The 17,599-nt window shown below is 60.9% G+C and carries 11 protein-coding genes; 2 read left to right on the top strand and 9 right to left on the bottom strand.

The genetic code is table 11. The features are described 5' to 3' along the window. Window positions 1-8 precede the first annotated feature (8 nt). From AC0L18_RS08065 to tagH, 5 genes are all read right to left on the bottom strand, one after another. On the bottom strand, window positions 9-2,597 hold the full coding sequence (locus AC0L18_RS08065) for a serine/threonine-protein kinase (RefSeq protein WP_473491489.1): 2,589 nt from the start codon (window positions 2,595-2,597) through the stop codon (window positions 9-11). A gap of 5 nt (window positions 2,598-2,602) precedes the next feature. Next, a complete protein-coding gene (locus AC0L18_RS08070; protein WP_027154129.1) occupies window positions 2,603-3,370 on the bottom strand; it encodes a PP2C family protein-serine/threonine phosphatase in 768 nt (255 codons plus the stop codon). Window positions 3,371-3,529: 159 nt separating this feature from the next. Next, window positions 3,530-7,087, bottom strand: a complete 3,558-nt coding sequence (tssM, locus tag AC0L18_RS08075; protein ID WP_473491490.1) for a type VI secretion system membrane subunit TssM — start codon at window positions 7,085-7,087, stop codon at window positions 3,530-3,532. Window positions 7,088-7,109: 22 nt separating this feature from the next. Next, a complete protein-coding gene (gene tssL, locus AC0L18_RS08080; protein ID WP_473491491.1) occupies window positions 7,110-8,621 on the bottom strand; it encodes a type VI secretion system protein TssL, long form in 1,512 nt (503 codons plus the stop codon). A 1,024-nt stretch (window positions 8,622-9,645) separates the two neighbouring features. Beyond that, window positions 9,646-10,719, bottom strand: a complete 1,074-nt coding sequence (gene tagH, locus AC0L18_RS08085) for a type VI secretion system-associated FHA domain protein TagH (RefSeq protein ID WP_473491493.1) — start codon at window positions 10,717-10,719, stop codon at window positions 9,646-9,648. A gap of 200 nt (window positions 10,720-10,919) precedes the next feature. Between tagH and AC0L18_RS08090 the strand changes: the two genes are divergently transcribed. After that, window positions 10,920-13,247, top strand: coding sequence for a type VI secretion system Vgr family protein (locus AC0L18_RS08090; protein ID WP_473491494.1), 2,328 nt, complete (start codon window positions 10,920-10,922; stop codon window positions 13,245-13,247). Between the two features lie 79 nt (window positions 13,248-13,326). Beyond that, entirely contained in the window at window positions 13,327-14,373 is a 1,047-nt protein-coding gene (locus AC0L18_RS08095) for a HEAT repeat domain-containing protein (protein ID WP_473491496.1), read from the top strand. A 28-nt stretch (window positions 14,374-14,401) separates the two neighbouring features. Here the strand turns inward: AC0L18_RS08095 and AC0L18_RS08100 are convergent, their stop codons facing one another. The 4 genes from AC0L18_RS08100 to AC0L18_RS08115 form a co-directional block, all read right to left on the bottom strand. After that, entirely contained in the window at window positions 14,402-15,634 is a 1,233-nt protein-coding gene (locus tag AC0L18_RS08100) for a TIGR02270 family protein (protein ID WP_473491498.1), read from the bottom strand. An 8-nt stretch (window positions 15,635-15,642) separates the two neighbouring features. Beyond that, window positions 15,643-16,095: a DUF6484 domain-containing protein gene (locus AC0L18_RS08105; RefSeq protein WP_473491500.1), complete on the bottom strand. Its 453-nt coding sequence runs from the start codon at window positions 16,093-16,095 to the stop codon at window positions 15,643-15,645. Window positions 16,096-16,169: 74 nt separating this feature from the next. Next, on the bottom strand, window positions 16,170-17,144 hold the full coding sequence (locus AC0L18_RS08110; RefSeq protein WP_287355562.1) for a hypothetical protein: 975 nt from the start codon (window positions 17,142-17,144) through the stop codon (window positions 16,170-16,172). 19 nt (window positions 17,145-17,163) lie between these two features. Continuing rightward, on the bottom strand, window positions 17,164-17,598 hold the full coding sequence (locus tag AC0L18_RS08115; protein WP_287355563.1) for a hypothetical protein: 435 nt from the start codon (window positions 17,596-17,598) through the stop codon (window positions 17,164-17,166). Between the last annotated feature and the right edge of the window lies 1 nt (window position 17,599).

A 17,599-nucleotide genomic window follows, 5' to 3' on the forward strand; every position in this document is an offset into this window, starting at 1 on the left:
CGTCCATGCTACCCGCCGAGCCGAAAATACTTTGCCGTTGCGGAGTACTCAGCTCGGTTGGCGTCGATCTCGTCGAGAATTTTGGGCAACAGCAGCGCGGCTGGTGTCGGCGCGGAGAACGCCGCAGCGTGAATATCCTGTGGACCCGTGATTACCATTATGATCTGCGGCACGACCTTGCCGGCCGCCTTGTCGGCTGCGCCAAGATCAATCGGAATGTTGAAGGTCGCCTTGTCCGCTTGCGCCAGGATAAGATCGTCGAGGCTGAATGCCATGCCCCTGTGGTCGATCAGCAGCACGCTGGAAATAAGGCCGCGATGCGTCACCAGCGAGCCGCCGATCGGCGAGCCGCTCGGCACCGTCGTTCGATCGAGAACAAGCTGCGGCTTGTCAGCCGGCATTTGGTCCAGAAAGCGCAGAAAGTTGGTGACTTCGCATTGAGCCGGCTCAATGAGGCGGACGCTGATGTCCGGTTCGACACGGAATCTTGCCTGGAAATCGGACAGCATTCGTTCGAACGGCTGGATCTCCGTGCCCAATCCTTCGATGGCGACGGCGGCCTCGGTTACCGACGTCAACGTCGCATAGAAACAGTCGCCGCCGTTGAAGTCCCGCACCCAGGAGACCCGTTGCACAGCGGGGTCGAGGGCATTTTTCGGCGGCAGTTTTAGGTCCGGTTTCGGCACGTTCAAGGCAACAGTGGCTTCGCCCGGCTGTTTGCCTGCCGCCGTCTCGTCCTGCTGCCGTTTTTCGTTCGCATCATCCGTCTGGCTTTCGGCCCGCGCGTGCTGGCTGGCCGGCTGATCGGGCCTCCGGCTCTCCATAATTTCGGGCCGGACCGCTGCGGGCGGCGAGGCCTTGTCGGCCGGTGGCATTGGCGCGACCTGGATGCGCGGCGGGACCGGGCTTTCCTCGGCTGGCGAAAGGACTTCGGCTGGCCGTGTCGGCTCCAACTTTTGATCCGCCGCGGCATCTGCCCGATTTTCAGCTGGCGATGGCGCCTCGGCTGCCGCCGGCTCCGAAATGTCCTCGGTTGCCGCCGGCTCCGGGGTTTCCTCGGTTGGCGAGAGGACTTCGGCGGGCCGCGTCGGCTCCAGCCTTTGATCCGCGCCGGCATCTGCCTGACTTTCAGCTGGCGGCTGCGCCTCGGCTGCCGTCGGCTCCGGGGTTGCCTCGGATGGTGAGAGGACTTCGGCGGGCCGTGCCGGCTCCAATTTATGATCCGCCGCCGCACCTGCCTGACTTTCGGCTGGCGGCGCAGTGGCTTCTGTTTGTGACTGATCGGGTGGAACTGCCTTTGCCGGCTCATCGCCCGGCGAATTTGCAGCGCTGTCCGTCGGGGCCGGTTTGGATGCATTTGGCGACAAAAACGATGTGTCGCCGGCTGTCGGCGTGGAAGGCGTCATTACGCCGCCCAGGTAAACGCCTGCACCCGACGCGACAGCCAATATCGCCAGGGCAGCGATTGTGATCGATCGGGTCTTGGTGGACTTTGCCGGGACCTTTGGCAAAACCGCCCGAGCAGGACCGGCAACTGGCGAAGGCCTTGGCTCGGACAGAAGTGCGGGCCGGACATGCGGAACGAAGCGCTGCTCACCGGCAGCCGCCGGAGGCTGACTTGCCATCTTGGGACCAGCAAGCTTGGGGCCGGGAAGCTTGGGGCCAGGCGCGGCGGTTCCCCCGGTTCGCGGCGTCCGGTCGCGCGGTGTGATCGACGTTGGCGGCCTTGTCTCCTCGTCCGTGTCGTCACGTGTCGCCCTGGCGATATCGGCCATGCTGATCGGCCGGTCTTGTGGATCCGGCTGCAGCATGGCCTCGACAATTCCACGAAAATCGGCGTCGATGTCGGAGAGGTCCGGAACGGTTCGGCGTTTTTCCACGATCTCCAACTGGGAGCCGCTCATGTCGATCGGTTTCCCGCGCAGAGCAGCGGCCAGCACCAGGCCCAGGCTGTAGATGTCGGATTGCTCGCTGACATCGCCGCTGTACAGCCCGAGTTGCTCGGGAGAAACGTAGTTGTACTTTCCCGCGAACTTTCCGCCGATCAGCGTCTCGCCGCCGACGGTCGCCGATCGCGCGATGCCAAAATCGATGATCTTTGCGCGATCGACCCGGCCTCCCGGCAGGATGATGTTATCCGGGGAGAGGTCACGGTGTATTGCTCCCGCCTGGTGCACGGCGTTCAAGCCGGAAGCCAGGCGATGGCAGAGCTTGCGCACGTCTTCCGTCGGCATCGGGCCATTTCGCATGATATCGAACAGCGATTGGCCGTCGACGAATTCCATGGCAAGGTAGGGGCGGCCGATACCGGGGTCGATCGTGAAGACGTGATATCGCACGACCGCGTCGTGTGACAAATGATTGAGGATCGTCGCTTCCTTGCGGAACAGCGACAGGATCGTCTGGTCACGGGCGAACTCGGGCAATACGATCTTGATGGCGACATGGTCGCCGGTCTGGATGTTGTGGCCACGGTAGACTTCGCCCATGCCACCGAATGCGATCCGCTCGTCCAGTTCATAGATGCCGCTGAGTTGCGTGCCTACGGCTGTGCTGGCCACGTCAGGCGATATCCGCGTCTTGTCGTCGGCGCTCATCAGCCTCAGCCTTCCGCTCTGGAAGGACCGGGATAGGCCCCATTGCGCCCGTCTCCGATCTTGACGAGCACGATCGTGACATTGTCCGTTCCCCCGCGCGCCAGCACCATCTGCAGCAGGTTTTCGCATGCCGCCTGAGGTGTCGCCGACACCGCCGCCGCCTCGATCTCGGCGTCTGTGACATGCGCTGTCAGCCCGTCGGTGCTCAACACGAATATGTCGCCCGGCATGATTTCGCCTTGCTGGAAATCAATGACGATCTCGTCGCTGACGCCGACCGCATGCGTGATGACGTTGCGGCGCGGCCAGGCGAGCGCTTCGGCTGCGCTGATCATGCCCTTGTCGAGAAGTTCCTGGACTTCGGTATGGTCCTTCGAAATCTGCGAGATCGAGCCGTTGCGGATCAGGTAGACGCGACTGTCGCCTGCCCACAGGCAGGCAAACCGCCCATCCATTGCCAGCAGGGCGGCGACAGTGGAGCCAATGGTTACTCCGCGGGATTGCGATATCCTGCGGATTTCGGCATTGGCCCGGCTCAGCCGGTCCTCGAAGCGCGCGCGCAGATCCGGTGCAGAGCTTGCAATGCCGATCGTTGCCAGATGATCGACGATGCTGGCCGAAGCGACTTCCCCGGCATCATGTCCACCCATTCCATCGGCCACCACCCACAGGCCGGTGTCCGGCTCGACCAGATAGCTGTCTTCGTTGAGCTCACGGACACAGCCTCTGTGGCTAACGCCGAAGCTTTCAAAGGGAAGGGCGACATTGTTCACTTTGCCACCAAGCGCTTCTCAAGCGTCCTCTGCGGCGCACCGTCAGGCGCTCGCTCGCGCCAGTTTGCCACAGGCTTGAACGTTAGAGTATCGAAATCAACGTCCGCCCATCTGTTGCCGATGGGCAGCCGCACCGTATTGGAAAAGCTAGAGGTCATCTCAAAACGCCTTTGGACAGCTGAACCCGGAAAGCGCAGGAAGAAAGAGCGGGATTTGGTCCGAACTGGCCTGGACCGTATAGGCGACATCGCGTCCGCCGATCACGAAGCGGGCTTGCGTGTTGCCGCCGGTGCCGGTGATATCGGCCTTGTCCAGCAGGCGCTTCAGTGCCCACGGACCGTCGAACTTGATCGCGGACTCACGGCCCGGCATTTCCGGAATGAGGCTCAGGCTCGCCGACGCGGAGGCCATGCCGCTCGGCCAGGTCACCGTGCTTGGCGCGTTGCCGGCCTGGTTGCTTTGGACGATCTGGCCATCGACGTCGAGTATCGCCGTATCGGCATCGCCATGCAGTGAAAACGGCGTAAAGGTGATACTGACCGACGGCACCGAACCACCTGAAGGAAAAAAGGCGTTGCGGATTTCCGCCGCCAGTTGGAAGCTTTTCAAGGTCGACTTCGACAGGTCGCGCCCGAAACGCGCATCCTGCTTCCAGTTCCAGTCCTGGCCGGTCATGTCGATCAGCGATGCGAGATTCTGTGCGAAGAACCGGTCCATCAGGCCGCCTGGAGCGAACAGTTTCGCGAAATCCGCCATCGCAATATCCTCCGGGCCATCGCTGGCGAAGGGATAACGGCCCTCGACCATTTCCTCGCAGGCGCGCGTCACCGTCTGGTCGAGCAGCTGGTTCAAATTGGTCTGCGAGGTTTCTGCGACGTTGCCGTCAAGCTCGTCGGCGGTCGCAGTAACCATTCGGGCGAGTTGCTTGGGCAGCCGCGAGACATTGGCGCGAAGCGTGGAAATCTGCAGCTGCAGATTCATGTTGGCGCGTTCCGTTTGCGAAGGGACATCGGCCGCCAATTGCAGACTTTGATGGATGTCGCGGAAATTCTGGGTCAGTGCATCGATGGGGCGGCGCCCAGTGGGACCGTTCACCAAAGCCTGAAATGATCTGAATTGCGCTTCGATGTTCGCCCCGGGGTTCTGGTTTTGCGCGCGAGCGGACCCCGTGCCGGCCCGGCTTTGCGATTTGCCGCTGGCGATTTGAATGCCGATGCGGGCCAATCCGCTGGCGACATCTGCAGCGTTTTGCGGCTGGGTTTGAAGCATGCCGGCTTCGGCCTCGGAGCCTGACTCTTCGCTGGAACCAGCTTCTCGCGTCAGCGCTGTTTCGTCGGCTATTGCCGTAAAAAGCTGGTCGATTGGCGAGCTTGGTGACGCGGCGGCGGAGAGCGCGATATAGTTGTCTTCCAGCATTGCCTTGAACTTCAGCCTGTCGAGAACGCCGTTCCACGCAGCGGCGAACTCCCTGCCATAGCGCTCGACAAGTTCGGGACCGAGTTTTGGCAATTCCTGGTCGATGCCGCCTTGCTCGGCGCCGCCGCCGAGAACCCACTGGTCATCGACAAGCATCTGCGCAATGCGCGAGAGTTGCCCGAGATAGAAGTCGTTGAAGCCGCCATAGGTATAGATACCGGGAACGCGAAGGCCTGACAGATCGCCACCATCGACACGTTCGAACAACAGCTGCGCTTCCGGGCCGCCTTTGACGGAGACGGAAAAATCGTCCAGCGCCGCGGCGTATACCGCCGACTTGACCAAGGCAGAGGCACGATCGGCAAGGCTCATGCGTCCGAGCGAGCGTTGGGCGGCTTCGACAAGCGGCTGGTTGAGTTCGAAAACCGGATCATAGGCGTCGTCCAGTTCAAGCATGGCCCGCAGATGCTTTTCGAGTTGCGCCCGTCCCTCGCGGTTGTTTTCACCCGGATACCGGTTCTGCTCCCAGTCCTGCTTCATCCAGGACACGATCAACTCGTCGTCGACCTTGGGCGCCTTGCCGCCAAGCATCATGTAGATCTTCAGCGGTTCGTAGAGCGCGGTGGGATCAGTTATCCTGGCCTGGATCGTCCGTTCGGCCTGAAGCAGCAGGCGCGAGCGGAACATGCGCTCCAGGGCTTGCCGGTAAGCTGTCTTTGATGCCGAAAGCAGTCTTTGCCGCTGACTGAGGCCGAATGTCTCCTGGATCGGGGTCGGCAAGTCACCGGTGTCGAACCCGGCCGGCAGTTCGCGCAACTGGTCGAGCGGGCCGATGACGTTTTCGAGGTCGACATCGGCGACCTCAGTGCTTTTGAGGAGCGGGTCCGCCGTCTCGCGATACTGGCCTGCAGCTTGCGTGGTCGAAGCGATCAGCGACCTGTTGGCTGAAAAGCTCAGGGCCAGGGTGCCGAGAGCCGCGGCAGCCATCAATGCTATTGCGCCAAGGCCGCCATACCTGGCGATCGCTGCACGCCTTTCAGCCGATTTGTCGTATGAGACCCAGCCGGATTCCGCGAAAATGACGGCGGTCAGAAGATCATGCAGGAAGAAGCTCTTGCCGGTGCCGGAAAGATGGGCGCGAGAGGCGCTGCCGAAACTGCGGCCGATTGCGCCCAGCACCTGGTCGATCGGCGTGCCCTCCTGCGTGCCTGACGAAAAATAGAGACCACGCAGGCTGACATTCACCTGGCCGCGGGCCGGATCGAAGATGCCGGCGACGAAACCGGCAATACGGCTTTTTAGTGCGTCAAATTGAGCTGGAAAGCCAAAGATGGCTATGCGCGCGACCGGATCGGCCTCTTCCTGCAGGCGGTCGGGCATTTCCTCTGCCAAGCGCTTTGCCAGTGCGTCGAATTCGGCCGGTGCCTCACCGGCCATGTTCTTGCTGCGATCGGCGGTCTGGAATGTCGCGCCCCACACTTTGCGGCGGCGCTGCTCGTCGAAGCCGCCAAAATAATCCATGAAACCCGAGACAAGGTCGGCCTTGGTGAAGAGCAGGTACACCGGGAACTGGATTTTCAGTGTTTCGTGAATTTCGCGCAGACGGCTGCGTATTTCGACGACATGGGCGTCAAGCTGCCGATCATCGAGGCTGATGAGATCGGCAAGGCTGATGGCCAGAATAACCCCGTTTATCGGTTGCCGGGTGCGGTATCCCTTGAGCAGCGACAAGAAGGCGAGCCAGCTCTTCTTGTCGCTCTGCGCATTGGAATCCTGCGTGGTGTAGCGCCCGGCGGTGTCGATCAGCACCGCCTGGTCGGTGAACCACCAGTCGCAGGATCGTGTGCCGCCAACGCCGGCCACTGGCAGGGCGTCCCCCGAACCGGCAAGCGGAAAATTCAGGCCCGAATTGACCAACGCCGTTGTCTTGCCGGCACCAGGCGGGCCGATGACGACGTACCAGGGAACCTCGTAGAGGAAATTGCGCTTGCCGCTCGACCGCTTGAGCGCAGCGATGGCTTCATTCATCCGAGTCTCGAGCACCTGCGAGTCGTCGTCCCTGTCGTCATTGCGGGCGACTATCGTCTCGAGCGCCTTTTGCGCCTTTCGCTTTTGCCAGAAACGCACTCCGTAAAACAGCGTCGCGATCGCAACGATCACGCCGATGATCGTCACGCGCAGCCAGACGGGCGCCAGCGGATGCGTGTCGGCAAAGCGGATCAATGGTCCGGCAAACCAGACGGCTGCCGCGAAACCGGCCAACGCGATCGCGCTGAATATCCGCAGCAGCCAGCGCGTCATGGGCGCTTCCAGGTGGCCGTACTCACAGCGTTTCCTCCTTGGGGATCATCAAGTCGACACGGCGATTCTGGGCGCGGCCTTCCGGCGTCGCATTGTCGGCGATCGGTTCGTCTTCACCTTTGCCGTCGACGGTGATCCGGGAAGGCTTGCTGAACCGTGGCGCCATGACAGCTGCGACGGCCTTCGCCCGGGCGATGGAAAGGTCGAAGTTGGATTTGAACTCGCTCGATTTCCGCGGCTTCACATTGTCTGTGTGGCCGACGATCATGATCGGTCCAGGCTCCGGTTCCAGCGCGGCGGCGATGTCCGCGGCGATTGGTCCAAACTCCGGTTTTATCTCGGCCCTGCCGGACGGGAACAGCAGGACATTGTTGATCTCCACGATGATGAACCTGCCCTGCGTGCCGACGCTCAGCCCACCGCGCGCGATAGTCTTGGCCAGTGCCGCATGGATGCGATCGATCTGGGAACGGGTAGGGGCGACAGGCGGAGCGACTTTCACCGGCGCAGCCGACGGCACCACGCTGGCGCGTTCGATGGCGATCGGCGTCGACGGATCGAGCGCCAGCAACCTGCCGGCAAGGGCATCGCCCTCGTTGGTAATGAAGACCCGCAAGGCGAAGAATGCCGCCGTCAGCAGCGCCGACGCAGCCGCCGCAATCACCCAGAGCGGCAACCGGGCCGACGACTGTGGGCTGGAAACTGCCAGGCTTTGCCAGTGGGGCGAGATTTCGTCGTCGGCGCGCGCCCTGAAGTAACGAAGCGTCTCGTAGACGTCGCGTCGAACGCGTTCGAGATTGTTGTCCTCGCGCGCCAGGCCTCGATACTGGCCTTCGAACCCCAGCGACAGGCAGGCGTGCATCAGTTCAAGCAAATCGTAGTGTGCCTCCGGCGCAGCCAGTATCTTGTTCAGCGCTTGGTAGAAGCCCGAGCCGGTGGGCACGACTTGAAAGAACTGTGACAGCATGCTGTGCTGCGCCCAGGCGTCTGTCTGGGGCCAAGGCAGGTTGCCGATGAGGTCGTCAGCGGTTTCGCAGAGAGCAAATTTTGCGATCCGTGCATCTTCCTCGGGAACACCGGCTTTCCCCATTGTCCGGTCGAATTTTTCGATCGCCTCGGCGACATGTTCCGCCAGCTGCTCCGCCTGCCTTTCGACAGCCATAAGCCTGAGCTGGCCAAACAGCACCAGCAAAGGAGCGGCCGCGGCGAGGATCTGATTTGCTGCGGAAAATCTGACGCTGTCCGTGGCATTCAGCAGGATGTCCTGCTGAATGCCCGGCGCCGCCGCAACGGAACCGGTTGCCGCCGCTGCGCCGGGGTCTGCCCCCTGATAAATCACGGTTCCGGATGTCCAGCCCGGCGGTGCATGCCGAGCGACTGGATCGAAAACCGTTGAATCCTTGACCGGCGAGGGACCGGGGCGCCCGCCGTCGGGAACGGGCTCCTGGGGATCGGGCGCTGATTTCTCAGCCCGGCGCGGTGCGCGAAAAACGGTCTTGCCCGCTGGGCCGAAAGGATCGTCCTTCGAGCTCATCGCCAAACGCCCGTCCACGCGGGGGTGCCGCGTGTGCGCCACATCAGGGCAAGACGGTCCCCGGCCGGGCGCAGGGACGGCAGGCGCAGGACCTGCAGGCGCTGCTGACGAGGGCAGTGTCTGGAGGAAGATCGACTATATCTTTCTAACCCGCCGTAACATGACATGTGCCGCAGACCCCCAGGTCAATCAGCCTTACCCGCTGGCGAACTGTCGAAAATGATCGTAAGCTTAGAAACGGTCGATTGGAACCGGATGCAGCGCTGCGAAGGGATTTTTCTTCGCCAACGACAGCGCCGTATCTTTGGGCTCGCCAAGGACGCCCTAGTTCCTCTGCACAGAGGACTTGGTTGAGAGCGAGCCTGAAAGGGATTGTCGACGGTCCAACTGCACAATCTCCAACGTCTGCGATTAGCCGTAGGCCACCACACCTTCGTCATCCCAAGGCGGAGCAGGAGCGAAGCGACGTCGCGGAGACCCTGGGATCCATGCCGTTACCTCGGAACGCTGCTGCGGTGCAGAACCTTTGATCGCGGAGCGAGGCGCCCCCCTCTGTCCTGCCGGACATCTCCCCCACAAGGAGGGAGATTGGCCTTCATCACTGATTTCGCCAACTGCTAGCCTTGCAAAAAGGACGCCGTCCGCGAAGCTGCCGATCTTCCCCCAAGTGGGGGAGATGTCCGGCAGGACAGAGGGGGGCGCGAAGGATCACTACAGATCAGCTTTTATCCTGGGTCCGCTGCATTCCTCGGCTGAGGTAACGGCATGGATCCCAGGGTCTGCGCGCGTCGCTTCGCTCCTTGCTTGCCCTGGGATGACGAAGTGGAGGAGTGTTTCGGCCAATCTTCCACGCTTGCGATCTGCCACTGAGATTTGCCACCGATGGAATTATTGACGTTCGCTGCCGATCGGCTCGACCTGTCAAAACTACTGTGTCGAGGAACGAGTACTTTCCAACTCTCCGCAGCCGAAGCTCAGCGCAGCAAACAGATTCGATTTCCGGGGCATCTGCCAGGTTTCCGGTCTACTTTTGCTTGTCGGCTTTGGCATAGGCTTCGCTGAAATAGGCCAGGAATATGTCCAGCATTCCGTTTTCGTGTGCTTCCTCCATGGTCCGCCATTTGGCGACGAAGGCGTCCCAGGCCAGGCCCTTCTTCGATGTGAACGACGTCGGTGGGAGTTTTTTGCTGATCGCCTCAGGCGACAAATCGTCAAGCAGCCGGGAGAGCGCAGCTTGCATGGCTGCATAGGTGGCAAATTCGTGCGTCTTGAGATCGCGGAACGCGTCCTCGACACTGTGCCTGGCATCAAGGTAGCCGGATCTGCGCCGCGCAAACATGATTTCGAGGATGTCGTCGGTTCCCGGGACGAACTTCAGGGGATTGTTGTCGGCAGCGCTGATCATCGTCCGGTGCGTGCTCCTGGCCAGTATTTTCGCAGCCGCACGAGCCTTCAGCAGCTGTGCCAGTTCCTCGACAACCGTCCGCAGCACCGCGCCGATTTCGGCGCCCACTTCATGCGGATCACGCGATTGAAGCAATTCCGGCGCGATGCCGGCTGCGATCGCGATGTCCCGCAGCACCTCGTCTTTCGTCGAAGGGAGAGGCGCGGGCGTCGAAGCGAGAGGCGCGGGCGGCGAAGCCACCGGTGCTCTCTGCCCGGGCCGTTGCTCCACCGGATCGAAGAAAGGCTGGTCTCCGAAATCCTGCGGCCGGCCGGTTGCGACAGGCATTTGTCGCTGCGTCGAACCGTGGCTGCTTCGAGGATCACTTGTCGCGGCGCGCTCGTCATCAATCGACACCAGGACGACATAGCGGCCGATCAGCAATCGGTCGCCCTGACCGAGCCGGTGAGGGCCGGCCATGCGCTGGGTCGAGCCGTTGATGAATGTGCCGTTGCGCGAGATGTCGTGCAGCCAGAACGCGCCTGCCTGGTAACGCACTTCGCAGTGTCGGGCGGAGATGAACTTGTCGGGATCGGGCAAGGTCCAGTCACAGGCTTCGCGGCCGATTTCAAAGCTGCGATCACGAGCGGAGTAGCCGGTCGACATACCGGCGGGCAGGGAGACGACATTGTTGATCTGCAGCCTGATGAACATTCAAAATCGCCGTCGATCCTGTCGGGAAACTCGCCCAGGACACCCCATTATACCAGCAATTTCTGAGCGCGGCGGCACAGAAGCGTTCAAGTCGATGATTCCACAGACGACCAGGCTGCAGCCGCCAAGGGTCCCCTTTGGTCGGTGCAAGACATGTGCTAGGCTCAGGCAGAAACGAGCGGCGGGAGGGGGCACGACCCATGCCGAACGAACGTGCTACGGTTGTGCAGACGCCGGTTGGCGCTGAGCTGTTGACCTTCACGCATCTTGTCGGGCGCGATGAGATCAGTCGTTGTTTGGCCTATACGGTCGGGTTCGTCAGCAACAGCCCCGAAATCGATCCGCTGAAGATGCTGGGCGGCGCGGTTTCGGTCGAAGGTGAATCCGATCCCAAACGCTGGTTCAGCGGCCTTGTCTCCGAGTTTCGGCTGACCCGAATCGAGGACCGTCTGGCATACTACGAAGCCGTCGTCAGGCCATGGCTCTGGTTTCTCGGCAATACCACCGACTGCCGTATTTTCCAGAACATGAGCGTCATCGAAATCGTCGAGGAGGTTTTCTCGAAGTACAGCACGGCAAAATTCGAGAAGCGCCTGCAAGGATCTTATCCGCCGCGCGAATACTGCGTCCAGTACGACGAGAGCGATCTCGATTTCGTGCAGCGGCTGCTCGAGCACGAAGGCATCCTGTATTTCTTCGAGCACGACGAGGGCAAGCACACGCTTGTGCTGGCCGATGCCATGAGCAAGCTCAAGCCGGCGCCGGGCTATGAAAAGGTGCCCTATCACTTTGAAGGGCAGGGCTCCCGGCGCGATGTCGAATACATCACCGAATGGATTCCGGGCAGCTCGGTGCGGCCGGGCGCCTATGTCCATACCGACTATGATTTCGAGAAGCCGGGCGCCGACCTGATGGCCAAATCCGCCCAGCCGTTCAGTCACAAGCTGGCCGCGGGCGAGAACTACCGCCAGCCGGGCGCGCATCTCGACGTCGGCCGCGGCGACAGCCTGGCCGCGATCCGGCGCGAGGAAATCCAGGCCGTGCACCAGCGCATTGCTGCAGTCGGCACCGTGCGCGGCCTGTATTCCGGCTGCACGTTCAAGCTGGACGGCTTCCCAAGGGAAGACCAGAACCAGGAATATCTGGTGGTCAGCGCCGAATACAGGCTGTTCGATCCGGGCTACAGAGCCCTTGCCGACGTCGAAAGCGAGAACTTCAAGGTGATCCTCGGCGTGGCGCCGACCGCCTTGGCCTATCGCCCGCCGCGAGTCACGACACGGCCGATCATGCGCGGTCCGCAGACGGCGACGGTGGTCGGCCCGTCCGGCGAGGAAATTTTTACTGACAAATATGCCAGAGTGAAGGTGCAGTTCCACTGGGACCGTCTCGGCAAGAAGGACCAGAACAGTTCCTGCTTCGTGCGGGTTTCACAGACCTGGGCCGGCAGCGGCTGGGGTTTCATCCAGATACCGCGCATCGGCCAAGAGGTGATCGTCGATTTCATCGAAGGCGACCCGGATCTGCCAATCATCACCGGCCGCGTCTACAACGCCTCGCAGATGCCGCCCTACGGACTGCCGGGCAACGCCACGCAATCCGGCTGGAAATCGGACTCCTCGAAAGGCGGCGGCGGCTACAACGAGCTGATGTTCGAGGACAAGGCCGGCTCCGAACTCGTCAATTTCCAGGCGCAGAAGGACCACAACCTTCTGATCAAGAACGACCGCACCAAGCTGGTGCAGCACGACCAGTCCGACCGCATCGACCACGACGCCAAGCACTCCGTCGGCCACAACCTCGACGAGGACGTCGGCAACAACAAGACGGTCAAGGTCGGCGTCGACCAGACCACGGATATCGGCAACAACGACACCGAGACGGTGGGGGTGAACAGGTCGCTGACGGTGGGGTCGAACGAGACGATCGGTATTGGAGCGAACTCGACGGAGACAATCGGGTCCAATCACACGCAGACCGTTGCGCTGATCCAGACCATCACGGTTGGCGCCGCGCGCATCGACAGCGTCGGCGCCGCCGAGACCAGGACCGTGGGTGCGGTGCAGACCAACACCATCGGCGCCTCGCGTTCAGTGACGGTGGGCATCGGTCAAAGCCACGATATCGGCGCGTCAGATACATGGAAGATTGGCGCAAGCCAAAATATCAGCATCGCTGCGGACCAGAATAAGAAGGTCGGCGGTGGCCAAAATTTTGAAATCGGTAAAGGCCGCAAGTTGAAGATCGGCGCGGACGACTCGACCGACGTCGGCGGCGGGCACGCCCTGAAGGTCGGCAAGGCTAGTGCCGTGGATGTTGCCGACGACGGCAGTTTCAAGATCGGCAAGGACTTTGCGATCGACGCCGGGGATTCGATTTCGCTGACGTGTGGCAGCGCCTCGATCACCATGAAGAAGGATGGAAATATCATCATCAAGGGCAAAGACATTACCGTCAACGGATCCGGCAAGATCAATATCAAGGCATCGAGCGACATCACCATGAAGGGTTCCAAAATCCACGAAAACTAGAGGAGCCTTGTTGTCGTTGATGGCCGGGTAGCGCCTTGACAACATCGTGTACCGTAAGAGAACGGCTTCTTTGCCCCAAATGATCATCCTAGAGAATATTGTAGGGCAGCATGCAGAGCAGGCGGCATCGTTGTGGGCACAAAGGGACAGTTTAGCCCTTGACGATCCTCCAGATCTGGACGCCGCAGCGGCCATAGACGACAGATTGGAAATAAGTCTCGATGGCATACGGGTCGCCAGCCGGGCGGCTTGGCCCTGTGTCCTCGCCCTCCATGAGGCGTCGCCCGGCAAGGGCGAACTCTTCGTCGTGTCTTGGACGGCTCTCGAATTCGAGAGCGCCGATCATGTTGCGCAGGCAGTTGAAATTGGTCGCAACGCGATCAACGGCCCAGGTGGCCTGCTCGGGGCGCTGGCATGGCATGCGCCTCGCCTAATTGCGCCATGGGTGCGAGCGTGGATTAATGACGCGCGTGACCCGTTCAAGCGATTCCTGGGCGTGTCGGCCTGCCTCGAACACCGGGTCGATCCAAAACAGATGCTGTCGTTGCGACTGCGCGATCCCGACACGTCAGTACGTGCGGCGAGCCTTCGGCTGGTCGCGAAGCTCGGTCGCGCCGATCTGGCGGGCGAAGTCAGGAATGCGGGTTCCGATGAGGACCAGCAGGTGCGTTTCTGGGCAGCCTGGGCTTTGAGCGAACTTGGCTCGGGCGACCTCGCTGTTCCTGAACTGAGGAGGGTAGCAGTGCGAGGCGACGGCAACGCGCTGAGCGCGCTTCGAGCTGCGGTGAAGGCGACGCCGATGAAGGAAGCGCGAAGCTGGGTAGGCTCGCTATATACCTCGCCGCAGAGCGCCTCCCTCGGGGTGAGGGCGGCGGGCATGCTTGGCGATCGATCGCTTCTCCCGTGGTTGATTGAACAGATGGGCAATCCCGCCCTTGCCGTGACCGCAGGCGCGTCGTTTCTTGAGCTGTTTCCCGAGGCGCGGCAGGAGAGCGATCTCTTTACGAATAACCCTGGCGCGGCAGGGCTTCGCTTCGAGGAATATTTTGGTGATCAGGCCGTAAGTGTCCCGCTTGCCGGCAAGGTCCTGGAATGGGGACAGCGCCAAGGACACATCAAGAATTGAGCGGCGTGCGCCAGGCGGGCCGCTTGGATCAACCAGTTGGCGCGAGCCGCTTGAGCGAACGTGCCGAACTGTTGGCCAGTGGGGCGTCCGGCGCACTTAACGCTAACTCAAGAGCAGCGCATCGCCTCTGACGCAGCGTTCCGTTTGCAAAGATCTCCGCCAGACTCGCCGCCGCCAGAGGCTTGCCCTGCAGATACCTTTTCCCCTGACCGAAGTCCGTCTGGTTGCGCCGCCACCATTCGCGAATCTTGCGGACATCGGGCCAGACCAGATCCTGGTCGCGAGCGAAATAGTCGGCTGGTGACGCATTCTCGAAATCCACGTCGGCTGGCGCCTTGATATGCATCCCTTCGCGCTCGATTGACATTCCGGTTATGGTCTCAAAACTCTCGCCGGCCAGCCGTGCGAGCTTCGGGTCGCGCATTCGTGTGGTCAGCCACGGCACGAAGATGGGGTCCCCCAGGATGCCCGACCCGGCAGCAATCAGACGTTCCTTCGAACGATCCCCACGCAGACTAAGCAGCCATTGCACGGCGCTTTGGTGATCCGTGGCGCGCAACAGAAGTTGCACGCCCTTCCAACCAATCCCGTCGACGCTGGCGTGCCTCCGCAAGATTTCCAGTGCCTCATGCCTGTCTCCCAGCAGCACGCAGGACCATGCGGCCCAAAATCGACAAGTTTCCTGTGGGTCATTTAGGGCCGCCTTGATGTCGGAGAGCAGATCGACGCGCCCAACTTCCCCGGCCAGGCGCAAGGCTCTGGCGCGCACCGCTGGACTATCGTTAAGCAACTCTGAAAGGCGCCTCGCGGGGTCGATCCGCCGGACCGAACACGCGGCCAAACCAAGCAGGCGCCGGATGGGGCGCGGATCCTCCAAAAGGGAGCGTACCCATTCCTGAATTCGATACGGCTCGACCCAACCCAGGGCCGATACGGAAGCTCGGAATAAATCTGGAGATGCCTCGGCGAGATTCAGAACGTAGCCAATCCTGTTCTCGGACAGGCTCTCGAAGGCAAGGACGGCAGCCACGAAAGTCTCGCCCGGCTCCTGATAGTGGTCGAAGGCCTTCTCGGCTACCTGCCAGCCCCACTCGCCCGCAACACGAAGACCGTCGATATGTGCCTCCAGACGGTCGTCCAGTCGGCTTAAATTCTTGAGGTACTGATCGGGAGCATCGACCGCCCTATCACGCTGCAGCCAAAGGAACGCCGCGTCTTCGGCATGTTGCTCGACGATATGCTCGATAACGCGGCGCGACATTCGAGGCTCTAGTTAAGCTGGATCGAGCCCCCCTTGATCTTGTTGGGGCCCGAGGAGCGGCTGAGGATATAGGTGCCGCGCAGAATGATTTTGCCGGTACGGGTCAGCGTTATGCTGGCCTTGCCGCAGCGAAGCACGATCTCACGTTCGGCGGAAAGATCCAGGCGCTCCCCGTCCAGTGTCACGGCGAGATCCTCTGCGGCAACCGGCTTCGGACGCAGCAGGCGGCCCAAAATGACGGCGCGGTCGGGATCGCCACCGTCGAACATCACGACCACGTCGGTCCCGAAATCCGACGCCTCGAGCATGGTTGCAGCGCGGGCAGCAACCATCCTGCTCTCGATTCCGTCCGGTACGGAGACGATCGGCTCGCCTGACTTGTTGCGTCCTATGAAGGTGCCGATGACAAGGCCATCGCTGAGACCGCTGCCTACGCGCGCGAAGTCGGGGCGATCGTTCACAGGTGCTTACCTTGTGATTACAATGATGTCTTTGACGCATGATAGCCGTGATCTGCATGCGGCGCAATTCGTCGCTATGCTATGGGGAGAACTCCAGGCGCACTGGCCTGCACCCGCAGGATGTAATTCCTCATGGTGCTATACAAAACTTGCAACGTATACTCAGGGAATTTCCAGGTTGCGTCTCCTGTGAATTCCTCGTCATAATGCTTGATCGGCTCTGCTGGGATCTTTCGAAATACAACTTCGGGCGAATCGTCGAAATGCAATCCATTCGGAAGCGCACCGGGCCAACGCGCTCCGTCGGCTTCGTATTCTCGATAGAACAGCACATGCGTCAGCGCCAGATCGCGCCCTCCCTTCATGTACCGGAAGTGGAGGAAAAGACCCAAGTGTTTTTCGAATCTTCCAACCAAGCCGCCATCGTCGACCTCCAGATTTTGTTCCAATCGCAGAGGCGAAAACAAAAGCCGGAGTCCGGGATCGGACAACTTCTTGCCAAGCGCGGCCATGATACTTGGGGTTGACGGTACCAGAGCTGCATCGTCGTAGTCGGCAGGCATTGGCGGCGGTCGAAGTTGACAAGAAACGAAACCAATGTTCGTGCCGCCATTTGCATAACCAATGATGAGCTGAAACTGTGGAAGCTCCCACGTGTCCCTGGTGTAGGAACGCCGGGTGCTCTCGTAGGCGGCCAGCCTGTCTCGCGCGGAAATCCTGCTGTCCGAAGCCACGAGGCCGGCAGGCAAAGATCCTTGGTACGGGCCGACATCATAGTGCTCGCAGTAAAAGTAGATCTGAGTGAGCAGCATCGGCTCGTTCTTGGGATCCTCTATTTCCTGCCCGAGCAGGTGCGCTCTCGCCTCGAATCCCAGTTCCACCCCAAGCTTCTTGTTCAGAAGCCAATCCTGAGCATTCAGGACTGAGCCGTCGTTTTCGTCGAGCACGAGTTCCGGCTGCCGCAAAATGGCCAGCCGCGACATCAAGGCCTGAACCTCGGTATCCGTTGACGATCTCCCAAGAAGGCTTACAGCTCCGCTGAAGTCCATGCTAGGCCGTATCCGTCCACTATTTCGGTTCATCCATGCTTAAGGTAACCTTCATGAGAGCGTCACCATCGATTTTGTAGCGAGCTTTCAGAAGAAGTTTGTCGGACACTCTCCATTGGTCCCAAGCTTCCTCCTGCTCGACCGGAGTTCCAAATCTTTCCCTCAGGCTCGGCCGAGTTGCATCTTTTGGGATATCATAAGGAGACGGCCAGGGTTCCCTTTTCACATGCATGGTCACACTGGTGAGCACGCATGTGCCGGCGCCCCCCGGAACATCCTTGAAGAGCTCGACATCCTCAAATTGAAGAGTCATTCCATCTACATCGACAGAGAGGTAGATCTCATCCCTCGGCATAACCACACGTTTTGTGACACCTGCCCGTTTTAAATTTTCGGTTAAATGCGGATCGTTATTCGTCCTTCCAAACAGGTCGACCCATTTTTGATAATCCATT

The sequence above is a fragment of the Mesorhizobium sp. WSM4819 genome, assembly GCF_055811215.1.

Bases quoted from the DNA above. Each gene is read 5' to 3' on its own strand.
- tssL (WP_473491491.1), bottom strand. From the start codon at position 8,621: ATGAGCTCGAAGGACGATCCTTTCGGCCCAGCGGGCAAGACCGTTTTT.
- AC0L18_RS08065 (WP_473491489.1), bottom strand. From the start codon at position 2,597: ATGAGCGCCGACGACAAGACGCGGATATCGCCTGACGTGGCCAGCACA.
- AC0L18_RS08100 (WP_473491498.1), bottom strand. From the start codon at position 15,634: ATGTCGCGCCGCGTTATCGAGCATATCGTCGAGCAACATGCCGAAGAC.
- tagH (WP_473491493.1), bottom strand. From the start codon at position 10,719: ATGTTCATCAGGCTGCAGATCAACAATGTCGTCTCCCTGCCCGCCGGT.
- AC0L18_RS08110 (WP_287355562.1), bottom strand. From the start codon at position 17,144: ATGGACTTCAGCGGAGCTGTAAGCCTTCTTGGGAGATCGTCAACGGAT.
- AC0L18_RS08115 (WP_287355563.1), bottom strand. From the start codon at position 17,598: ATGGATTATCAAAAATGGGTCGACCTGTTTGGAAGGACGAATAACGAT.
- tssM (WP_473491490.1), bottom strand. From the start codon at position 7,087: ATGACGCGCTGGCTGCTGCGGATATTCAGCGCGATCGCGTTGGCCGGT.
- AC0L18_RS08090 (WP_473491494.1), top strand. From the start codon at position 10,920: ATGCCGAACGAACGTGCTACGGTTGTGCAGACGCCGGTTGGCGCTGAG.
- AC0L18_RS08095 (WP_473491496.1), top strand. From the start codon at position 13,327: ATGATCATCCTAGAGAATATTGTAGGGCAGCATGCAGAGCAGGCGGCA.